At 33.4% G+C, this 17,169-nt stretch carries 12 protein-coding genes and 1 pseudogene; 5 read left to right on the plus strand and 8 right to left on the minus strand.

Going from position 1 to position 17,169, the window contains the following annotated elements:
• Positions 1–117: 117 nt before the first annotated feature.
• From T420_RS0104985 to T420_RS0104995, 3 genes are read right to left on the minus strand one after another with little or no spacing between them, the layout of a single operon-like run.
• Positions 118–1,089 carry a WD40 repeat domain-containing protein gene (locus tag T420_RS0104985; RefSeq protein ID WP_013545334.1) on the minus strand — a complete coding sequence of 324 codons (972 nt, stop codon included), beginning with the start codon at positions 1,087–1,089 and terminating at the stop codon, positions 118–120.
• A 10-nt stretch (positions 1,090–1,099) separates the two neighbouring features.
• Positions 1,100–2,134 (minus strand): CobW family GTP-binding protein, encoded by a 1,035-nt coding sequence (locus T420_RS0104990; protein ID WP_026501200.1) that lies wholly within the window; start codon positions 2,132–2,134, stop codon positions 1,100–1,102.
• Positions 2,135–2,145: 11 nt separating this feature from the next.
• A complete protein-coding gene (locus T420_RS0104995; protein WP_013545332.1) occupies positions 2,146–2,889 on the minus strand; it encodes a creatininase family protein in 744 nt (247 codons plus the stop codon).
• Positions 2,890–5,024: 2,135 nt separating this feature from the next.
• Here T420_RS0104995 and T420_RS0105000 point away from each other — a divergent pair.
• The 3 genes and pseudogenes from T420_RS0105000 to T420_RS0105015 form a co-directional block, all read left to right on the plus strand.
• Positions 5,025–7,811, plus strand: a complete 2,787-nt coding sequence (locus T420_RS0105000) for an autotransporter outer membrane beta-barrel domain-containing protein (protein ID WP_157861857.1) — start codon at positions 5,025–5,027, stop codon at positions 7,809–7,811.
• A gap of 1,403 nt (positions 7,812–9,214) precedes the next feature.
• On the plus strand, positions 9,215–9,346 hold the full coding sequence (locus tag T420_RS07580; RefSeq protein ID WP_013545330.1) for a D-ribose-binding periplasmic protein precursor: 132 nt from the start codon (positions 9,215–9,217) through the stop codon (positions 9,344–9,346).
• A gap of 211 nt (positions 9,347–9,557) precedes the next feature.
• Positions 9,558–9,812, plus strand: a pseudogene (locus tag T420_RS0105015) (PfkB family carbohydrate kinase); the annotation flags it as partial.
• Between the two features lie 543 nt (positions 9,813–10,355).
• Here T420_RS0105015 and T420_RS07225 read toward each other — a convergent pair.
• Entirely contained in the window at positions 10,356–10,529 is a 174-nt protein-coding gene (locus T420_RS07225) for a YegP family protein (protein WP_013545328.1), read from the minus strand.
• Between the two features lie 304 nt (positions 10,530–10,833).
• Positions 10,834–11,373, minus strand: coding sequence for a helix-turn-helix domain-containing protein (locus tag T420_RS0105025; protein WP_013545327.1), 540 nt, complete (start codon positions 11,371–11,373; stop codon positions 10,834–10,836).
• A 357-nt stretch (positions 11,374–11,730) separates the two neighbouring features.
• Here T420_RS0105025 and T420_RS0105030 point away from each other — a divergent pair, with 357 nt between their 5' ends.
• Entirely contained in the window at positions 11,731–12,783 is a 1,053-nt protein-coding gene (locus tag T420_RS0105030; RefSeq protein ID WP_013545326.1) for a DUF475 domain-containing protein, read from the plus strand.
• A gap of 53 nt (positions 12,784–12,836) precedes the next feature.
• On the opposite strand, the gene pncA is transcribed toward T420_RS0105030, so the two are convergent.
• Positions 12,837–13,445: a bifunctional nicotinamidase/pyrazinamidase gene (pncA, locus tag T420_RS0105035; protein WP_013545325.1), complete on the minus strand. Its 609-nt coding sequence runs from the start codon at positions 13,443–13,445 to the stop codon at positions 12,837–12,839.
• A 55-nt stretch (positions 13,446–13,500) separates the two neighbouring features.
• Positions 13,501–14,037: a hypothetical protein gene (locus T420_RS0105040; RefSeq protein ID WP_013545324.1), complete on the minus strand. Its 537-nt coding sequence runs from the start codon at positions 14,035–14,037 to the stop codon at positions 13,501–13,503.
• A gap of 164 nt (positions 14,038–14,201) precedes the next feature.
• Between T420_RS0105040 and ettA the strand changes: the two genes are divergently transcribed.
• Positions 14,202–15,851, plus strand: coding sequence for an energy-dependent translational throttle protein EttA (gene ettA, locus T420_RS0105045; RefSeq protein ID WP_013545323.1), 1,650 nt, complete (start codon positions 14,202–14,204; stop codon positions 15,849–15,851).
• A 2-nt stretch (positions 15,852–15,853) separates the two neighbouring features.
• Here ettA and T420_RS0105050 read toward each other — a convergent pair whose 3' ends face one another.
• A complete protein-coding gene (locus T420_RS0105050) occupies positions 15,854–16,198 on the minus strand; it encodes a DUF2293 domain-containing protein (protein WP_013545322.1) in 345 nt (114 codons plus the stop codon).
• Positions 16,199–17,169 lie beyond the last annotated feature (971 nt).

The following is a 17,169-nucleotide window of genomic DNA, read 5'->3' on the forward strand; positions in this document are numbered from 1 at the left end:
AGTGCTTCATGGTGATTTGTTATATAAACATAAACTTACTAAAGCAGGTTTTTCTGGTACAAGTGTTTCCGGCGGAATACGCTACCAATTTTAAAGGGGTAGTTTATTGTTACGTTTTTAAGTGGTTATATTTATTATACCGCATTCACCATTTTCACTGCCAAAGGCAAGGTAATCACCTGTTTTGTTCCAACTGAGTGTTGAGATAGCGCTTTTGCTACAAAATTTAAGAAGTATTTCTTTTCTATCACTAAAATGTACACACGAAATCATTCCATCGTTGAAGCCTATAGCTACAATTTCTTTGCTTGGATGGCATGAAACTATACTAACAAGTGCATTTGCTCGTACGCCAAGTTCTAATGGTGCTTTACCTATTGGGCCGTCTTTTGTATGAAAAGGCCAAACAATTGCAGCTGATGCACCTGATGTTGCTAACCACTTTCCTTTTGTGCTCCAAGACCAGCTTTTAACTTTGCTTGGATAGCCACTCATGCGTAAATGTTGTTTGTCTGCAAGGCGCCAACCATGTAAGGCGTTCTCTTGCATTGTGGAAATTACATAATGATTATCTGGTGAGAAAGTGACATCACAGTGTGCTCCTTTCCATTCTAGTTTAGTTGGTTCTGTTTGCGTCAATAACCAATGAAGAGTAACACCATTATAGTGGGCAACCGCAAGCCGTAATCCCTTTGTGGCGAAAGCTAAGCCTTCTACACTGTATTCGTGGAGAAATTCTTGTAAACCTTTACCAGTATTAGCTGACATTAGACGTGAAGAAGCAAAGGCAAATACATTATGTGGGCCGAAAGAAACACTGTTTATCCATTTGCCTTCTTGTATGCCTAATATCTCCACGCGACCATCTGCTGTTGTTTTACATACTTTCCCATCTTCTCCACCCGTTATAATAGCTGTCTTATCAGGAGAAAAGTGGCTTGAAATTATTCCTTTATGTACTTCAATAATTTGCGGGCTTTGTTTTAAAAAAACAATCAAACCTTCTACTGAAACAAAAGCTGGTTTATCGTTAATAAAACCACAAGATAAACAATAACTTTGGAGATTATAAGGGATAATACTTGGCATTTTGATTCTTTTATATGCAATTTTCAAAATCAGTTTTTAATTTTTCAGCATCGAGAGAACGACCAATAAAAACAAGTCGGCTTTCACGCTTTTCGTTTTGACGCCATGGGCGTTGATGTTGCCCTTCAAGAAGCATATGTATACCTTGGATAACATAACGATTATCATCTCCGTGAAACGCGATAATACCTTTTAAACGTAAGATATTAGGACCTTGTTCTTGGGTAACTTGTTGAAGCCATGAGAAAAATTTTTCTTGTTGAAGAGCACCTGTTTTTAAACTTACAGAGGTTATTGTAACATCATGCATAAGAGATTCATGGTTGTGTTTATGACGATGTTCATGATTACATTGGGGACTACACACATGATCTGGATTTTCATGATCTAGAAAATGAGGATCATTTTCTAAAGCTCGTTGTAAGTCAAATGAACCACGATTAAGAATTTTATTAAGAGGAATGTTAGCATGTTCTGTTGCATAAATAATGGCATTGGGATTAATAGCATAAATAAGCGATTCAATGTGTGCTCGTTCTTCTACACTAACAAGATCGATTTTATTGAGCAAAATAATATCTGCAAAGGCAATTTGATCTTCCGCTTCAAGGCTTTCTTTAAGTTGAAGCGGTAGATGTTTTGCATCAACTAATGTAATGACACTGTCAAGGGCCGTTTTTTCACGGACAGTATCATCCATAAAAAAAGTTTGTGCAACTGGAGTAGGGTCAGCAATTCCTGTGGTTTCTATAATGATAGCATCAAATCGACTAGAGCGTTGCATTAGACTTTCCAAAACGCGGATAAGGTCGCCACGTACTGTACAGCAAACACAACCATTATTCATTTCATAAATTTCTTCTTCTGATTCAACAATCAGATCATTATCAATACCAATTTCACCAAATTCGTTGACAATAATTGCATAACGCTTGTTATGATTTTCATTTAAAATACGATTGAGAAGAGTAGTCTTTCCTGATCCAAGATATCCTGTAAGAACTGTAACAGGAATTTTGGGAGGTGTATTATGTATTTTTTCCATAGTTGTGTCTTTCATTGTAATAAATCTATTTTAAACTTCTTCATATCATCAAGTAAGGCGCGAAGCTCGCAGAGAACATGGGAAAAAATTGCTTCACCTGCTTTTGCTGTTGCTTGGCTTGCGTTTCCTGCTGCTCCTTGCTCATTAATATCATGCATCATCCATCCAAAAGCATGAGGCCCATAGGCTCTTAAATATCGATAATTTTGAATCATCTCAGCTTGCTTATTATGAAAATTTTCTGCTTTATCCATATGTACTTTTTCTGGTGCTAAATAGAGCATTAAGGAGGTTTCAATAAATCCGCCATGGATATCAAGATGTTTCTGCGATTGTTCCATTAAGCCTTCTGGTAAATCGAAACGATTCCAGCTTGTAGCTACTGCAAGCATTGAAAAACGTCTTCTTAATTCCGTAATGACGATGCTCATTAAAGGTGTGTTACCTCCATGAGCATTGAGAATAAGAAAACGCTTGATGCCTTTGTGATAGCAATTTTCACCAATGTTGATCCAGCGTTCTATAGCCTTAGAAAAAGTCAAGGTTTGTGTACCAATAACACTCATATGTTCTACCGAATAGCCAACTTTTTCAACTGGTAAGAGTGTGATTTGAAATTGTTCTTTTGTTGCTAAGGCAAGTGCTTTTGCAAAAGATTCAGCAATAATCCAATCGGTTTCAAAGGGAAGATGATTGCCATGATACTCATGTGCGCCCAAAGGTAAAAGGGCGAGGGGAGGAATGTCGGATACCATAAATTCATTGCCAAAAAGAAGTGAATAAATGTGATATAAGTAATTTTCTTCAACTTTAATCCATACAAAGAAGAAACGCAAATATAGAGTATTTTTTGCATCAAAATATATATGAATTAAAATCAAAACTTTATTCAAAGTAGTGTTTTGAGTTATTTGAATGATCTCATTACTTTATAAAGAATTAATTTTAAAGGTTATCAAATGATCTGGATATAATTATGTTTCTCAAATTAATGCATATTTATATTTTAGTGTATATTTGAAAGATGGAAATTTCCTTTAAATATTATAAAGATTGATTAGTTTTTATTAAGTTCAAAAAATGAATATAGAGTTATAATTTAACTGTATTATTCTACGCATGATGAATTATATATCCTGCATATCATGAAGAAAGTTGAGAATAATCTCATTTATTTTGCTGCTCTCTTTTCGTTTTATATTAAGAAAAAATATAAATTTCATAATAGAATTATGATTAAAATTTTTTAAGCTCTTTTTATTTTTTCATAAAAGTTGTTTTTGTACATGTTGCAGATATTAGTGCGGCAAAAAAATATAGTATAAAATTAATTTAGGGAATATATACGATAAAATTGATGATAAGTGGTGCCAATGCTTTAATAGTAAAAAGCATACAATTATGAACAAATCATATCAGCTTAAAAACTCTAATAAATAGCAATAATAAAGCGTTGATTTCTTCAATAATTTAAGTGTGAGTCATTCAAAGAACATTAGTATAGTAAAAAAAATCTCTCATGATTTAACAATGCACTTAGTTTAATTTACGAGAGAATTTTAAAAGATTTATCAAGAGGGCTCAATATCTTATTCTAGAATAATTGAAATGAGCGGTGGAACTGTTACCCTTATAAAAGGTTTCAGAGTTTTTTTGTTACAACGAAATGTCACTTAAAATATTAGGCTGTAAAAGAACAAAACCAAGAAATAGAAAATAATGCAGCATTTTTTGTATCTAAGAGCAGACATTATAAATCTTTAAAAAGGAATATTGAAATCATTAATGTTCATAGTGTGAAAATAAATATTGCAAAGCTGCCAATTTATATCAAAATATAATGATGAGAAAATTGAATAAGCACTATGTAAAATTCCTCTGATAGTTGAGATTAAAGATTCAATTATAAAAGCGAATGGTGATAAATCTTATAGCTTATAGTGAATACAATTTTCACAGTTTTGAGTAATCTGGATATATAATCAAGATGTCAGTTCATAAATTATCTTTTCAATCTTGGAATATTGAAAAAATTACCTTTAATAAATGATCGGGAATAATGGATGCCATTCTGCAGTATTTACTTTTAGCAGCATGTATTTTTATATTGAATTTTTATTTTATCTATCTGTTTTAATAAGAAGAATGTGATAGTTCAAAGCAAGCGGGGGTAAAAAAGCGATGTTAAAAGTTAAAGCTTTGAATGCTTCTTTAACGGGGGTAAATTTTTATGACGATTTATGATGTTTTTTAACGCATTTGCAGGTTATTTATCAGTTTTTCATGTTTTATAAGGCTTGTGAAACTGATCAGTTTGATATTGACTAGGATCATGATCGTTGGTCAATTCGTATTGGTCACCGTTTAACAAAAGCTGTTAAATGATCGAAGAGGTATATATTGTTTCCTTTTATAGTAAATTTCATCGTGCTTATAGTTACGGAACAAAATGGGTTGTGCATTTTAAGATGCTTTCTACTTAGAGACTTTTGTTTCAACAATGGAAATTTTAGATATTTGGTCTAATTATCTATCAATATAGTATTATAGTATTTCATAGTAAGCTTATATATCAGCATAAATTCACTAAAGCAGGATTCTCTTCCGGAGTGTTTTAGGTGGTGGGGTGCGTTATCAATTCTAATTTACCTATCTGATAAATCTTTTGTGAGATCTTGCTTATTGTAGATTTGTTTTTATCTTTACATAAAATACAAAATGTATTAAATAAAATACAAAATGTATTAAATTATATAGAATTTCTAATTTTGAGTGGGTGCTTTTAATATTTAAATGCAGGGGAGAAAGTTTGAAATGAATTATGATCAAAGTATTTAATAATTATGTGTATATCTTTACAGCAGCTACTTTTTGTTTGTGGCAGAGTAGTGTGAAATCAGAAGCCGATCAATCATCTCAGTGTGATGAAAATGCTAAAGGTGGTTATACGTCAATTTATAAATGTAGTGAGGTTGGGAACAAAATAATTCGAGATAAGACTTTTCAGACAATAATAGCAGAGGGAAAAAATGTAGATATTAATGGGACAAATATAACGCTTGGTGGTTTAGATAGAATGCCTGAAAAAACTGGACGTAATTTATATGGTGTGAATGTATCGAAAGGAGGAAAAGTCGTTCTAACCGAATCCTATTTGAAGAATGTACATATAGCTCTTAATGTTAGTGATGGAATAATTGGAATGTATGGTGGTGCGATTGAAGATAGCGATATGGCTGTTCAAGCATTGGGGAGGCCAACGAATGTTATTTTAGTTAATCCACAGATTAAGACGAAAGGTGGAAAAGCAAGTATTTTGACTATGGATGGTGCAAGTGTTGAGGTAAAAAACGGTGGGAGGCTTGATTTTACAAACAGTGATGCAGTTTATACAGCTTTGACAGGGAGTGTTAATTTCGATGGTACTATTATTGTTAGAAAAGGTGGGAAAAAAGAACAAGGAAATTATGCTGTTTTTCATATAGATCAAGGCGGTTCTGTTGATTTTAAAAATGGCAATATTAACGTTACTGGTAGTCATGGTCTATTATTGGAAAATACGGTTGCTACTTCCAATTCGATTCAATTGAGTCGAAATTTACAAAAAGACATTAAAGTAACAAAGGCGAACATCGAAAAATCAACTATCGAGGTAAAAGGAGATAAATCCTACGGTATATATTTTAAAGGAGAGAATGTAGTAGCAACAGTCAAAGCTGATGCGGATGAAGAAAATTTAGACATGACAACAATTGAACCTGGAATACGGCTTGTTAATTTAAAAGATACGCATCTAACGGTTTTAGATAGTCCAGCTATTTATAGTACTGATGCAGAAGGAGGTAATATTAGCTTATTACAAAGTTCTATTAGCGCTGGTCATTTATTGTTAGTGGCTAAAAAGAAATCTTCTCTGCTTGTCTTAGCTGATAATTCTTCACTTACGGGGGGTACATATGTTGATGACAGTTCTACTGCTGAACTTTATTTAAGTGGTAATTCTGTATGGTTTTTGACACAAACCAAACAAAATTATAAAGATTTGGATTTGAACGATTTATCTATTTCAGTAGTTAGCCTTGATAATAGTTCCATTAATTTTAAAAGATTAAAGTCTAGCGAAACCTATAATTATAGAACACTTCGCATTGGTAAAGGGGAGGGTGATGTCTATATTGCGAAGAATAATGCACAGATTCATTTAAACACAAGTTTCAGTCCTGATGGTTCGCTTGATAGTCAGAAAACTGATAGAGTTTTGATCCATGGTAATATTTCTGGGAAAACTACAATTGATGTACGAGGTATTTCAGAAAATCGAAGGGGAAATAGGAATAATATAAATGCTAATGATGTTGGAAATACTGAGGGTATTTCCCTTATTCAGGTGTCTGGAACAGCACAACAAGATTCCTTCAAACTGAAAGGTGATTACATTACAGTAGATGATTTTCCTTATCGATATAAGCTTTCTGCTTATGGTCCAAGTTCTAATTTAGGGCCGGCGAATCTAGGACAAAAATTGGTTGGAAATAATGAGAAAGAAGAAAATGAATCTAATAAGGATTTTTGGGATTATCGTCTTCAGAGCGAATATATTGCTGCACCTCCAGTAGAACCTATTCCTCCAGATGCTGATACTCCTTCACCACCACAACCTAAGCCATCTGAACCTCAGCTTCCAAAGAAACCAGATTCATCTGAAAAAAAAGTGCCGGCAGTTGTACCACAACTTCCAAGTTATTTGCTTTTGCCTCATGCTTTATTTCATGCGGATTTGACAGATATGAATAATCAACACGAATTGTTGGAAATCATGCACAATGCTATCAACAAGCCTGAGAAAAATAGAAAGCCAAGCTTTTTTATACATGGTTATGGCGGTAGTCACCGTTATGCTTCGAATTTGACCGTGTTTGAATATGGTTATGGAGCCGATCTTGATTATAATGCTATGATAACGGGTTTTGTATTAAGCACGTTAGAGCGTAAGCACAGTGCTTTGTCTTTTGGAGCTATGGGAACTTACGGTAGGCTCTCTCTTCAGCCTTGTGCTGTTGAACAAAGTCAGAAGAGTATATTTAATAAATGGTCAGGAAAGCTTTATGCTCATTTGCAGCATGATACAGGATTTTATACGAATGGATTTATGTCTTATGGTTTCTTTAAAGGTAATGTTTCGACTTTAGTTCGAGGAAAAACAGCAACATTAAAAGGTATACTTTTGAGTGCTTCTTTAATGGGAGGTCAAGCTATTTTAACGAATTATGATGGGTTTGTTATTGAACCGCAGCTTCAGGTTATTTATCAGTCTGTCATGTTTGATAAAGCTCGTGATATTGATCAGTTTGATGTTGAGCTAGGGAACCATGATCAATGGATTGCACGTTTTGGTGGTCGTCTTACCAAAGCTGTGACAGGGGTTGAAGAGGCACGTGTTGTTTCTTTTTATAGTAAACTTCATCTTGCGCATAATTATGGAAGTAAACGGATGGTATATTTTAAAGATGCTTTTCAGTTAGGAGCATTTGGTTCCACAGTGGAAGCAGGCATAGGTGTTCATGCTCAGTTACTTCCTAATATAATACTTCAGGGTGATTTGTTATATAAACATAAACTAACCAGAGCTGGGTTTTCTGGAGCTAGTATTTCAGGTGGATTGCGCTATCAGTTTTAAAACATAAAGATTAGCCTATTTTTATTTTTAACAACTGTTTATAGATTACGTTAAGTTTTTTAATGGAACTTATACAGATTACAGTTCTAGTTTTCAGAAACAGAGAATTTTAATCTGTATTTATGATTTCTATAGACACATAAGGTTGCTAAAAAAGAGTTCATAGTAACGTGTTTAGAAAAGTGGCTTGGCTTGTGCATTTGATTTAGAAATAAATTTTTTAAATATAGATCGCTTTCCGAGTTGTTTGCTGTAGTCTGCTATATAGCACGTTAGGCTGATTTCAGGGTAATCAGGATAAAAACTACTGATATCAGTCTAAAGAGCAGCTGTAATAATTATTTTAAAATTTAGCATTATTTATTGAAGAGTTTTAACTTATTTTTTAATTATTTTAATAGCCAATAAAAGACTGAGTATGAAGTCAAAACTACATTATATTATGATAATAATTTGAAATATATTTATTAATATAAGCTATAATGTAATTAGATAAACTGAGCTATATTGAGTTGTTGGATATTAAATATATCATAAATTCTCTTCTTGTTTCAGTTAATGCTATTAATACGAATAATTGTAGCACAATAGAAACAAGCGCTTTATCTCTATTTAATAAATCATGATATGAAATTTTGTAAGACGATAGCTAAATATCATCGGTAAACGATATATGATATTTATTGATGGAAGAAGTAAAATACAGAAGATATGTATTAAATGAAGGTATGGTTATTAATGCAGACAATATAATTATTGTCGGTGTTCTGTTAAGTTAATACAGATATATCATCAGCCTAACGATTTGAAGGTAAAACAGGTGAAAGTGATTTTGAAGAGAACAAGTTTGCAGAAATCGGCAATAGGTTTTCACACTGAGATGGGTGTAATAGAATAGTATAGAAATCAATTGAGAGTAGAAAATTGATATTTATTTTTATGGTGATAAGTCTTCTATTAATCTAACTAACCCAGAAATTATAGTATCTCATGGGAGAATAGGTTTTACGAAATGTTGAAATGTATCTATTACGATGATAACCAGAAATATTGATTTTAAGATAGTTTTGCAGTTAATGTGCAAGAAGAAAAGGTTATCAAATTAGAAGGGGTTCCTAATAGAACATCTGCTGCACATGAGCGAGGACAAGGTTTTAATTAAGCAGTGTCTTCTTTAGGATTGAATATATTGCAAAGCAACCAGCAAATTTTTATCGTATAAATGTGACTGAAAATTTGTTACAAGTGCATAAAGATGTTGATGCTGTTTGCACAAAATGATGAGATGGCTTTGCGAGCAAGTACGTGTTGTACAGGCAAGTGGACATTAATATTATAGTTGTTGGTTTTGATGATCAGATACAGATGAAGGGATAGCTACTGTAAAGTGGTGTAATTTATGAATGATTTCTCAGCAATTAAACGAAATTGGGAAATTAGGTGTGAAAACAGTAGATAAATTCATCAAAGCTGAAGCAGTAGAAAATCATATTTCTATTCCGTTGAAATTAGTGATAAAGGATCAGGAAAACTAATAGGTGATTGTATGTTTATCTGTGATTAATATAGAGAGTTTTCTAGAAAAATAATGCGAAGAAAATTTTATATGTCTACACCTTCTATTACTGTTTTTGATAGTATTACCAGTGATATGGTATGCTAAGTTTCTGATTTTCGCTTAAAGGGTGAAAGTCTTCATATGAAAATTTTTCTATGGGAGTAGAAGATAAGTGAGCCAATCAAGCTGTTGCGGTGAGTAGATTAGGTCTTGCTATAGGACTTGCTAGTTGGATTAGTAATGATACTTTGGGAATATTTACTCGCCAGCACTTTGAAAAAACTTCTTTTGATTTGAGTGGTTTGCACGTTAATCCGAATGCTATGACTGGTATTGCTTCTATTACTCTGAGTGAAAGCGGGGAGGATACAATTATTGTCGCAGGAAGATCTAATATGGCTATTAAGTTAGAAGATATTAAGAAAAGCAATTTGTTGTTCTGAAATTTTGGTGATGCAGCTAGAAATTGGTAATAGCTGCCTAAGGTTGGGCGTGATGCGGTATTAGATCCAGTACTTTACCCGATTTTCCTCAGGAACTTTATCATTGGGTTCATATTATGACACTTATCTAATGAAAAAGAAACCGAGAGATTAACAGGTATCGGTAGATATAAAGGTAGCTCATTTAGCAACAGCAGTATTTTTAGAGCGTGGATTAGAGGTGGCTGTTATAAAAATGGGAAATAAAGAAGTCTTTTTTTACAAAGAATGAAGCTGGTTTCGTCCCTATTTTTAGGTGGAAACGGTTGATACTGTTGCAGCTGTTGATAACTTTAATGATGGTTTGGTTGCTGGTTTAAAAAGGTATGTCTTTTGCAGAAAGTATTCATTTAGCTGCTGCATGAGGTATTTTGGCAATTAAAAGAAGAGTATCTGATTCCACTGCATCGTAGGAAAAGGTTAATGCTTTTCTTAAAAGCTAGAACATGGTATAAATTTAATATATAAAATGAAATTTTTGTTTTCGTGCTAATAACATTAGGGCTACAGTTCTTTAATAGAAGTATTATGTGTAATTTTTTTGATTTGTTCAATTCCCATTAGAGTATCTTGTTTTGTTGAATAACCTTGACTAGAAAAAGCAATTTTTTTCTGATCTTTTGAGATTAAACGCCAATACCACTGATCGCGAACACCCTGAAATACCTCAAAATACATGATTTCCACCCCATAAATAATCATTAAATAAAGAAATCTTCAACATATTTGATATCAGAAGACACATCGTTATGGTAGAAAATCAATATGTTTTTTTTAAAAACTTTTTTGATTTTCAACAAAATTTTTAAAAAATGAGTTATAATTATTAAAATTTTTATATCAGCATCAGCAGATAGTATTTAATTATTTTATCACGATGGTAAAACGCCATAAAATAAACTATTTTACCAGATAATAAAAGCTAACTGTTCTCTTATTATCTGGTAGTGAAAGGATTATATCATATTTTTCAATATAAAAGTTATTGATTAGAAAGTCTTTCTTTGCGCGCTATACTTCGAATAAGTAAATCAATAAATAAGCTAAGAGCGTAGGAATTGGCGAGTTTTGCTTTCATATTAACGAGAGAATTCGCTGCTTTAGAATTTAGGCCATTAGGAACGCCTTGGGATAGTAAATATTGCTGTAATTTTTCATAAGAGCTTTCAATTTTATCTTGGTTTGGTTCGTCACTATGTGCACTAGTTGTAAGAACATCTTCAAGTCCTTCAATTTTTTTAATGAAGTAGTCCCAATCAAATTCTCCTTTAGTATATTCAGTGTCGAACATTTTACCTTGTCCAGTTAAAAGCCAATTGATATTGACTCCATACAACGTACGATATGTTTGTAATACGTTGAGATTAGGTTCTCTCTCTCCACGCTCATAAAAAGCAATAGAGTTTTTTGTCATGTTAAACTGCTTGGCTAACGTTTCACGCGGCGGATCACCTAAGGCGATGCGTATATGACGTAGACGTTTTCCAAATATAGTTTTTGCTTCTGTTTCAGGACGCGCCATGAATTATCTCCCTCAAATAAATCATCATGGTGTGAGCTTTTGTCCATAAAGGCACACAATGTATTAATATATCAATACTTTATAATAATATTTGTAGTCAACATTTATAATTTTAATTCTCTTATTTTTTTTGAGTTTTTTAGTGAAAATTAAAAAAAAACTTTAAATTTTATTAGTATTCCACAATTTATTATATTTTTTGTTTCGAAAAAAAATACAATTATCAAATTTTCTCTTGTTTTTTCTTAGAGAGATTCCATATAATTTTTGTCATATGCATTTTATTTTTCTATTAATAGGTGCAATACTTCGATTTATACAAATTTAGATTGAAGAGATGAATTTTGAGGAACAATCATGGCCCTATTAGGTTATTTTAGATGGCCTTTTTTCTTCACAATTATTGGTATCTTTTGGGGTGGTCTTATTGGCTGGCTCGAAACAGGAACCATTGTTGGTTGTCTTAAATATTTTTTTATTTGCTGTGTTTTAGGAATTTTAGAAATTTCTTTATCTTTTGATAATTCTATTATCAATGCACGTTTTCTCGGAGCAATGAATCAGTTATGGCGCCGTCGTTTTTTGACATGGGGCATTTTGATTGCGGTATTTGGTATGCGAATTGTTTTTCCATTGTTGGTGGTTGCTGTTTCTGCTTGGATTAATCCAATTGCTGCAGTCAAATTGGCAATATGGGATCCCCATCAATATGCTGCAATTTTAACGGATGCTCATAACGGTATTGCAGCTTTTGGTGGAACCTTCCTTATGATGGTTGGTTTAAAATATTTTTTTGATTCTGAAAAAAAAGTACACTGGCTCGTTTTTATAGAAAAGCCAGCTCAAAAGCTTGGTTCGTTTGTGAAGATTGATATTATAGTTATTTTGATGCTCATGTTATTTTTTTCATATCAGATTGTGGCAGAAAATAAGTTAATTGTTTTATTGGCAATGTTGTATGGGCTTTTGACGTTTTTGATTGTCGAAGCAATTTGTTCACTTTTAGATTCTCAAAAAGATACTTTGATTGCAGTTTCTAAAGGAGGAGCAGGTTCATTTCTTTATTTAGAAGTTCTAGATTCTAGTTTTTCTTTTGATGGTGTTATAGGTGCTTTTGCCTTTTCTCACAATCTTTTTATCATTGCCATTGGTCTTGGTATTGGTGCATTTTACGTACGAGCTATGACGATTATGTTGTTTGAAACAGGAACATTATTGCATTACCGTTATCTAGAGCATGGCGCTTTTTATGCAATTTTGGTCTTAGCTGTGATTATGTATATGCAAATTATTATGTCGATCCCTGAAGCATTAACAGGGCTCATTGGTGTATGTATTATTGGAATAGCATTTTATTCTTCTATTCGTTTTAAATCTAATCACTCAGATGAACATATTACATTTCAATAATAATTAGCATATGAAAACTTTTTGATTGCTATAATAACAGTTAGAAAGAGAATTTAGGAGACCATCAACAATTCTACACCAGCTTCATTCATAACTTTGAGCATTGTATTAAGTGATCCGTTTAGATCAATACCAGCACAAGCGTTCAACAAAACACTAACTTTAAAACCGCATTTTACAGCATGCAGTGCAGAAAATCCAACACAAAAGTCAGTTGCCAAGCCGCACATGAATAATGTTGTAAAATCATGTTCTTTAAGATAACCGTGTAAACCTGTTGGTGTTTTTTGGTCATTTTCAAAGAAGGCGGAACAACTATCAATTTCCTTATTATAGCCTTTTCGAAGGATAAGTTGTGCTTTTTCAACTTCGAGAGATGTATGAAATTCCGCTCCTTGTGTTCCTTGTATACAATGATCAGGCCAAAGTATTTGAAGGCCATAGTCAAGCTTAACAGTATCATAAGGAGTTTTCTCAAGATGAAAAGAAGCAAAGCTACAGTGGTTTTTTGGATGCCAATCTTGGGTTAAAATAACATGATCAAAACGGGATATAAGGTTATTAACAGCAGGGAGAATGGCATTGCTTTCTGGTATTGCAAGTGCTCCGCTTGGTAAGAAATCATTTTGAACATCAATAACGATTAAGGCTTTTTTTTTCATGAGCTTATTCCAGTGAGTTTGTGGATGGTTTGCTTTTTTGTTTTTTTTAAAAAGATTATGTTTCATCTTGAAGTTTTGAAATAATCTGATGAATGTCAGTACTCATTTTATCATTATCAAACCAAAAGAGAGGAATAGATAAATCTTTACGATAATTGTGATAATTTTCCATCAGTTGTAACCATTTGCCAATAAGAAGAGAATGGTAGTCAGCAACTGCTATATGCTTGCGCAAAACTTTGGTGATCATAGGGCTTTGGACATCAGATCCTATGAGACGGCATTCGTTTTTTAAACGTAGTTTATACCACATTAAGAGAAAAGTTGAATACCATTTCGGTCTATGACACAAGATTGACGAAAAGAGATGGGGATTTTTTACAGTATACTGTACAGCCCATAGGATAAGGAAAGAAGGAGCATAAAGGATAGGTTTATCTTGTGGTTCTATATTGCATTGATAGGCTGGTTTGATACGGTAAAAACATAATTTCAGATCTGGTATAGAAAAAAGAGATGATTTTTGATAGCACGTCTCAGGTATAGCTAAGAGTATTTGCTTTTTCCTCTTTGAAGGAGTGTTTTTTTGCATTTAGAGTCGTAATGGGGCTTGTGAGATCAGAAAAAATATATCAATATAGAGCAAAGAGTTATTAAGGCAATAATTAAGTATTACGATTTACAAAATTTAGGAAAAGCAAAATAGTATTTTCATAATACAAGCTTCATAATATTGCACGATATAAAGAGAAATTTATGGCACGTCAATTTATCTATCATATGGCTGGGCTTAATAAGGCTTATGGCAATAAGAAAATTTTGGAAAATATCCATCTGTCTTTTTATCCAGATGCAAAAATCGGTATTTTAGGTCCAAATGGTGCGGGTAAATCAACCATTTTACATATTATGGCTGGATTAGATAAAGAATATACTGGAGAAGCATGGCTTGCTGAGGGAGCACGTTGTGGTTATCTTCCGCAAGAACCTGTTCTTAATACAAGTAAAGATGTACGTGGAAATGTGATGGAAGGGCTTGCCGATAAGCAGGCAATTGTGGATCGTTATAATGAACTAATGATGAATTATAGTGATGAGACAGCTGATGAAGGTGCTAGACTTCAGGATATTATCGATAGTCAGAATCTTTGGGATTTAGAAAGCCAAGTAGAAATGGCTATGGCTGCTCTTGGTTGTCCATCAGGGGATAAAGATGTGACAAAGCTTTCAGGAGGTGAAAAGCGGCGTGTTGCTCTTTGTAAATTGCTTTTATCGAAACCTGATTTATTGCTTTTGGATGAACCGACAAATCATTTGGATGCTGAGACGACGGCTTGGCTTGAAAGGCATTTACGTGAATATCCGGGCGCAGTGCTTTTAATTACACATGATCGTTATTTTCTCGACAATGTAACAAGTTGGATCTTAGAATTAGATCGCGGTAAAGGAATCCCTTATGAGGGGAATTATTCTGCCTATTTAGATGCTAAAGCTAAACGTATAGCACAAGAAAGTCGCGAGGAGGTTGCTCGTCAGCGTGTATTGTCACGCGAAAAAGAGTGGATAGCTTCTAGCCCAAAGGCGCGTCAGGCAAAATCGAAAGCCCGCGTTAAGGCTTATGATGCATTGGTTCAGGCAGCGCATGAGCGTCGTCCAGGAGATGCACAAATTATTATTCCTATTGGCGAAAGATTGGGACAGGTTGTTATTGAAGTTGATAATCTGTCAAAAGCATATGGTGATCGCGTATTGATTGATTCTCTTTCTTTCAAGTTGCCTGCAGGTGGTATTGTTGGAGTTATTGGTTCTAATGGTATGGGAAAATCTACCTTATTTAAAATGCTGACCGGGCAAGAGAAGCCAGATTCAGGACAGATACGTATTGGAGAAACAGTTCAGCTGAGTTATGTTGACCAGAGCCGCGATACGTTGGTAGGTGATAAAACTGTTTGGGAAGAAATTTCCGGTGGAAATGATATCATTAAGCTAGGCAGACATGAGATGAATAGTCGTGCTTATTGTGGTGCTTTTAACTTTAAAGGTACAGATCAACAGCAGAAAGTGGCACAGTTATCAGGAGGACAGCGCAATCGTGTGCATTTAGCTAAGCTTTTGAAAGAAGGAGGAAATGTTCTTCTTCTTGATGAACCAACAAATGATCTTGATACAGAAACATTGGGTGCGTTAGAAGATGCACTAGAGAGCTTCGCTGGTTGTGCAGTTATTATATCGCATGATCGTATGTTTCTTGATCGATTAGCAACACATATTTTGGCCTTTGAGGGAGATGGCCATGTGGAATGGTTTGAAGGTAATTTTTCTGAATACGAAGCAGATAAGGTTAGTCGTCTTGGAGCAGACTCTATTAATTTTAGGCGTGTCAGTTACAAACCTCTTACACGTTAAGACTATTTGTTTTGAAATTGTATTGAGTAGATACTGATGTCGTCTATGTTCTCTTCAAGTTTTAAAAGGCGATTTGCACCCCATTCGATAAGTGTTTTGTTAATTGCATCAAAGACAAAAAAGAGCGCTGAATCTCGATCATAACCTTCACAAAGTAAATTGTCATACTCTGTATGCTGATGGCGTATATGAGCAATTGTTGCTAACCAAACTGCAATGGAGGTAGGAAGGTATTTCATCGAGGCTCGTGTGGCGGCAGTGCAAATGTATTGGCTATCAATATATGGAACTTGTGGGATAAGGGCTATTAATTCTTTAGAAATTGCCCGTTTTCTTCTTATTCTCATAAGTCTGGTTTTCCGACTGCTTTGTCATTTTCATTTTATTTGATAACATAAAATGGTGCTTTTAATTGATCATTGAATGGTTAGCGTTTTTATTTCCATATTTTATGGTTATGGTATCAGTAACTTAGCAGTTAAATATAATCAAATGCATTTTCACAGAAACCAGATATTTTGTAGTGTGTTTATCGTTAACTATATGTGATATTTGCTACAATAGCTAGTATTGTGTAGCAATTTAATATCTAGGCATTTGCTATTTTATAATCTTATAGGAGGAAATATGTGTGTATTGGTTAGTAGTTCATTGAAGCTTATTACTGGTTTGAAAGCTGTTGGGAACAATTTTAAATTGTGACAATATTTTGGTGAAATTTTAATAAAAATTAAGATGATTAGGAAGAATCTGATGACAAATATTTAAAATAGATTTGCTCCAAATTGGATCATTTTTGAATATTTTTTTGCCTTATTTTTTCTATTTTTATAAGAATTACAATCTTTTTTGCATTTTTTTATAAACGATCATAAGAATTTCTTGTCGTTTAAAATATTTTATTTCATATGAAAGTACTGCGTCATTCGCATTAATGGGTGATGCAAGCAGACGGTCAGGGAACCTATCCCCCCCCCCGCGTGGATCCCTTAGATTGTCTGACCCGGCTGAAGTATTTCTTCAGTCGGGTTTTTTTAAATTATATGTGTTCTATAACTTTGTTTTTCATAAAAAGTAGAACATTTGAGAGCTGTGGTCAGCATAATAAGACCATCACATTAATTAAGTACAACAATGTATAGATTCATATCAAAGTATCTTTACAAAGTTAGTTTTTGATTTCACGAAAGCATAGAAGAAATTAAATGATATAAGACTTCAATATTTTCAGTGGATATGCCTGGTTTTTCTTAATAGATCGTCTTACTCAGGCTATATAAAAAAGGGAAAATAAATACAGTATTTAACGCGAGGAATA

The sequence above is a fragment of the Bartonella clarridgeiae ATCC 51734 genome (assembly GCF_000518185.1).
In the GTDB taxonomy this organism is placed as follows: Bacteria; Pseudomonadota; Alphaproteobacteria; order Rhizobiales; family Rhizobiaceae; genus Bartonella; species Bartonella clarridgeiae.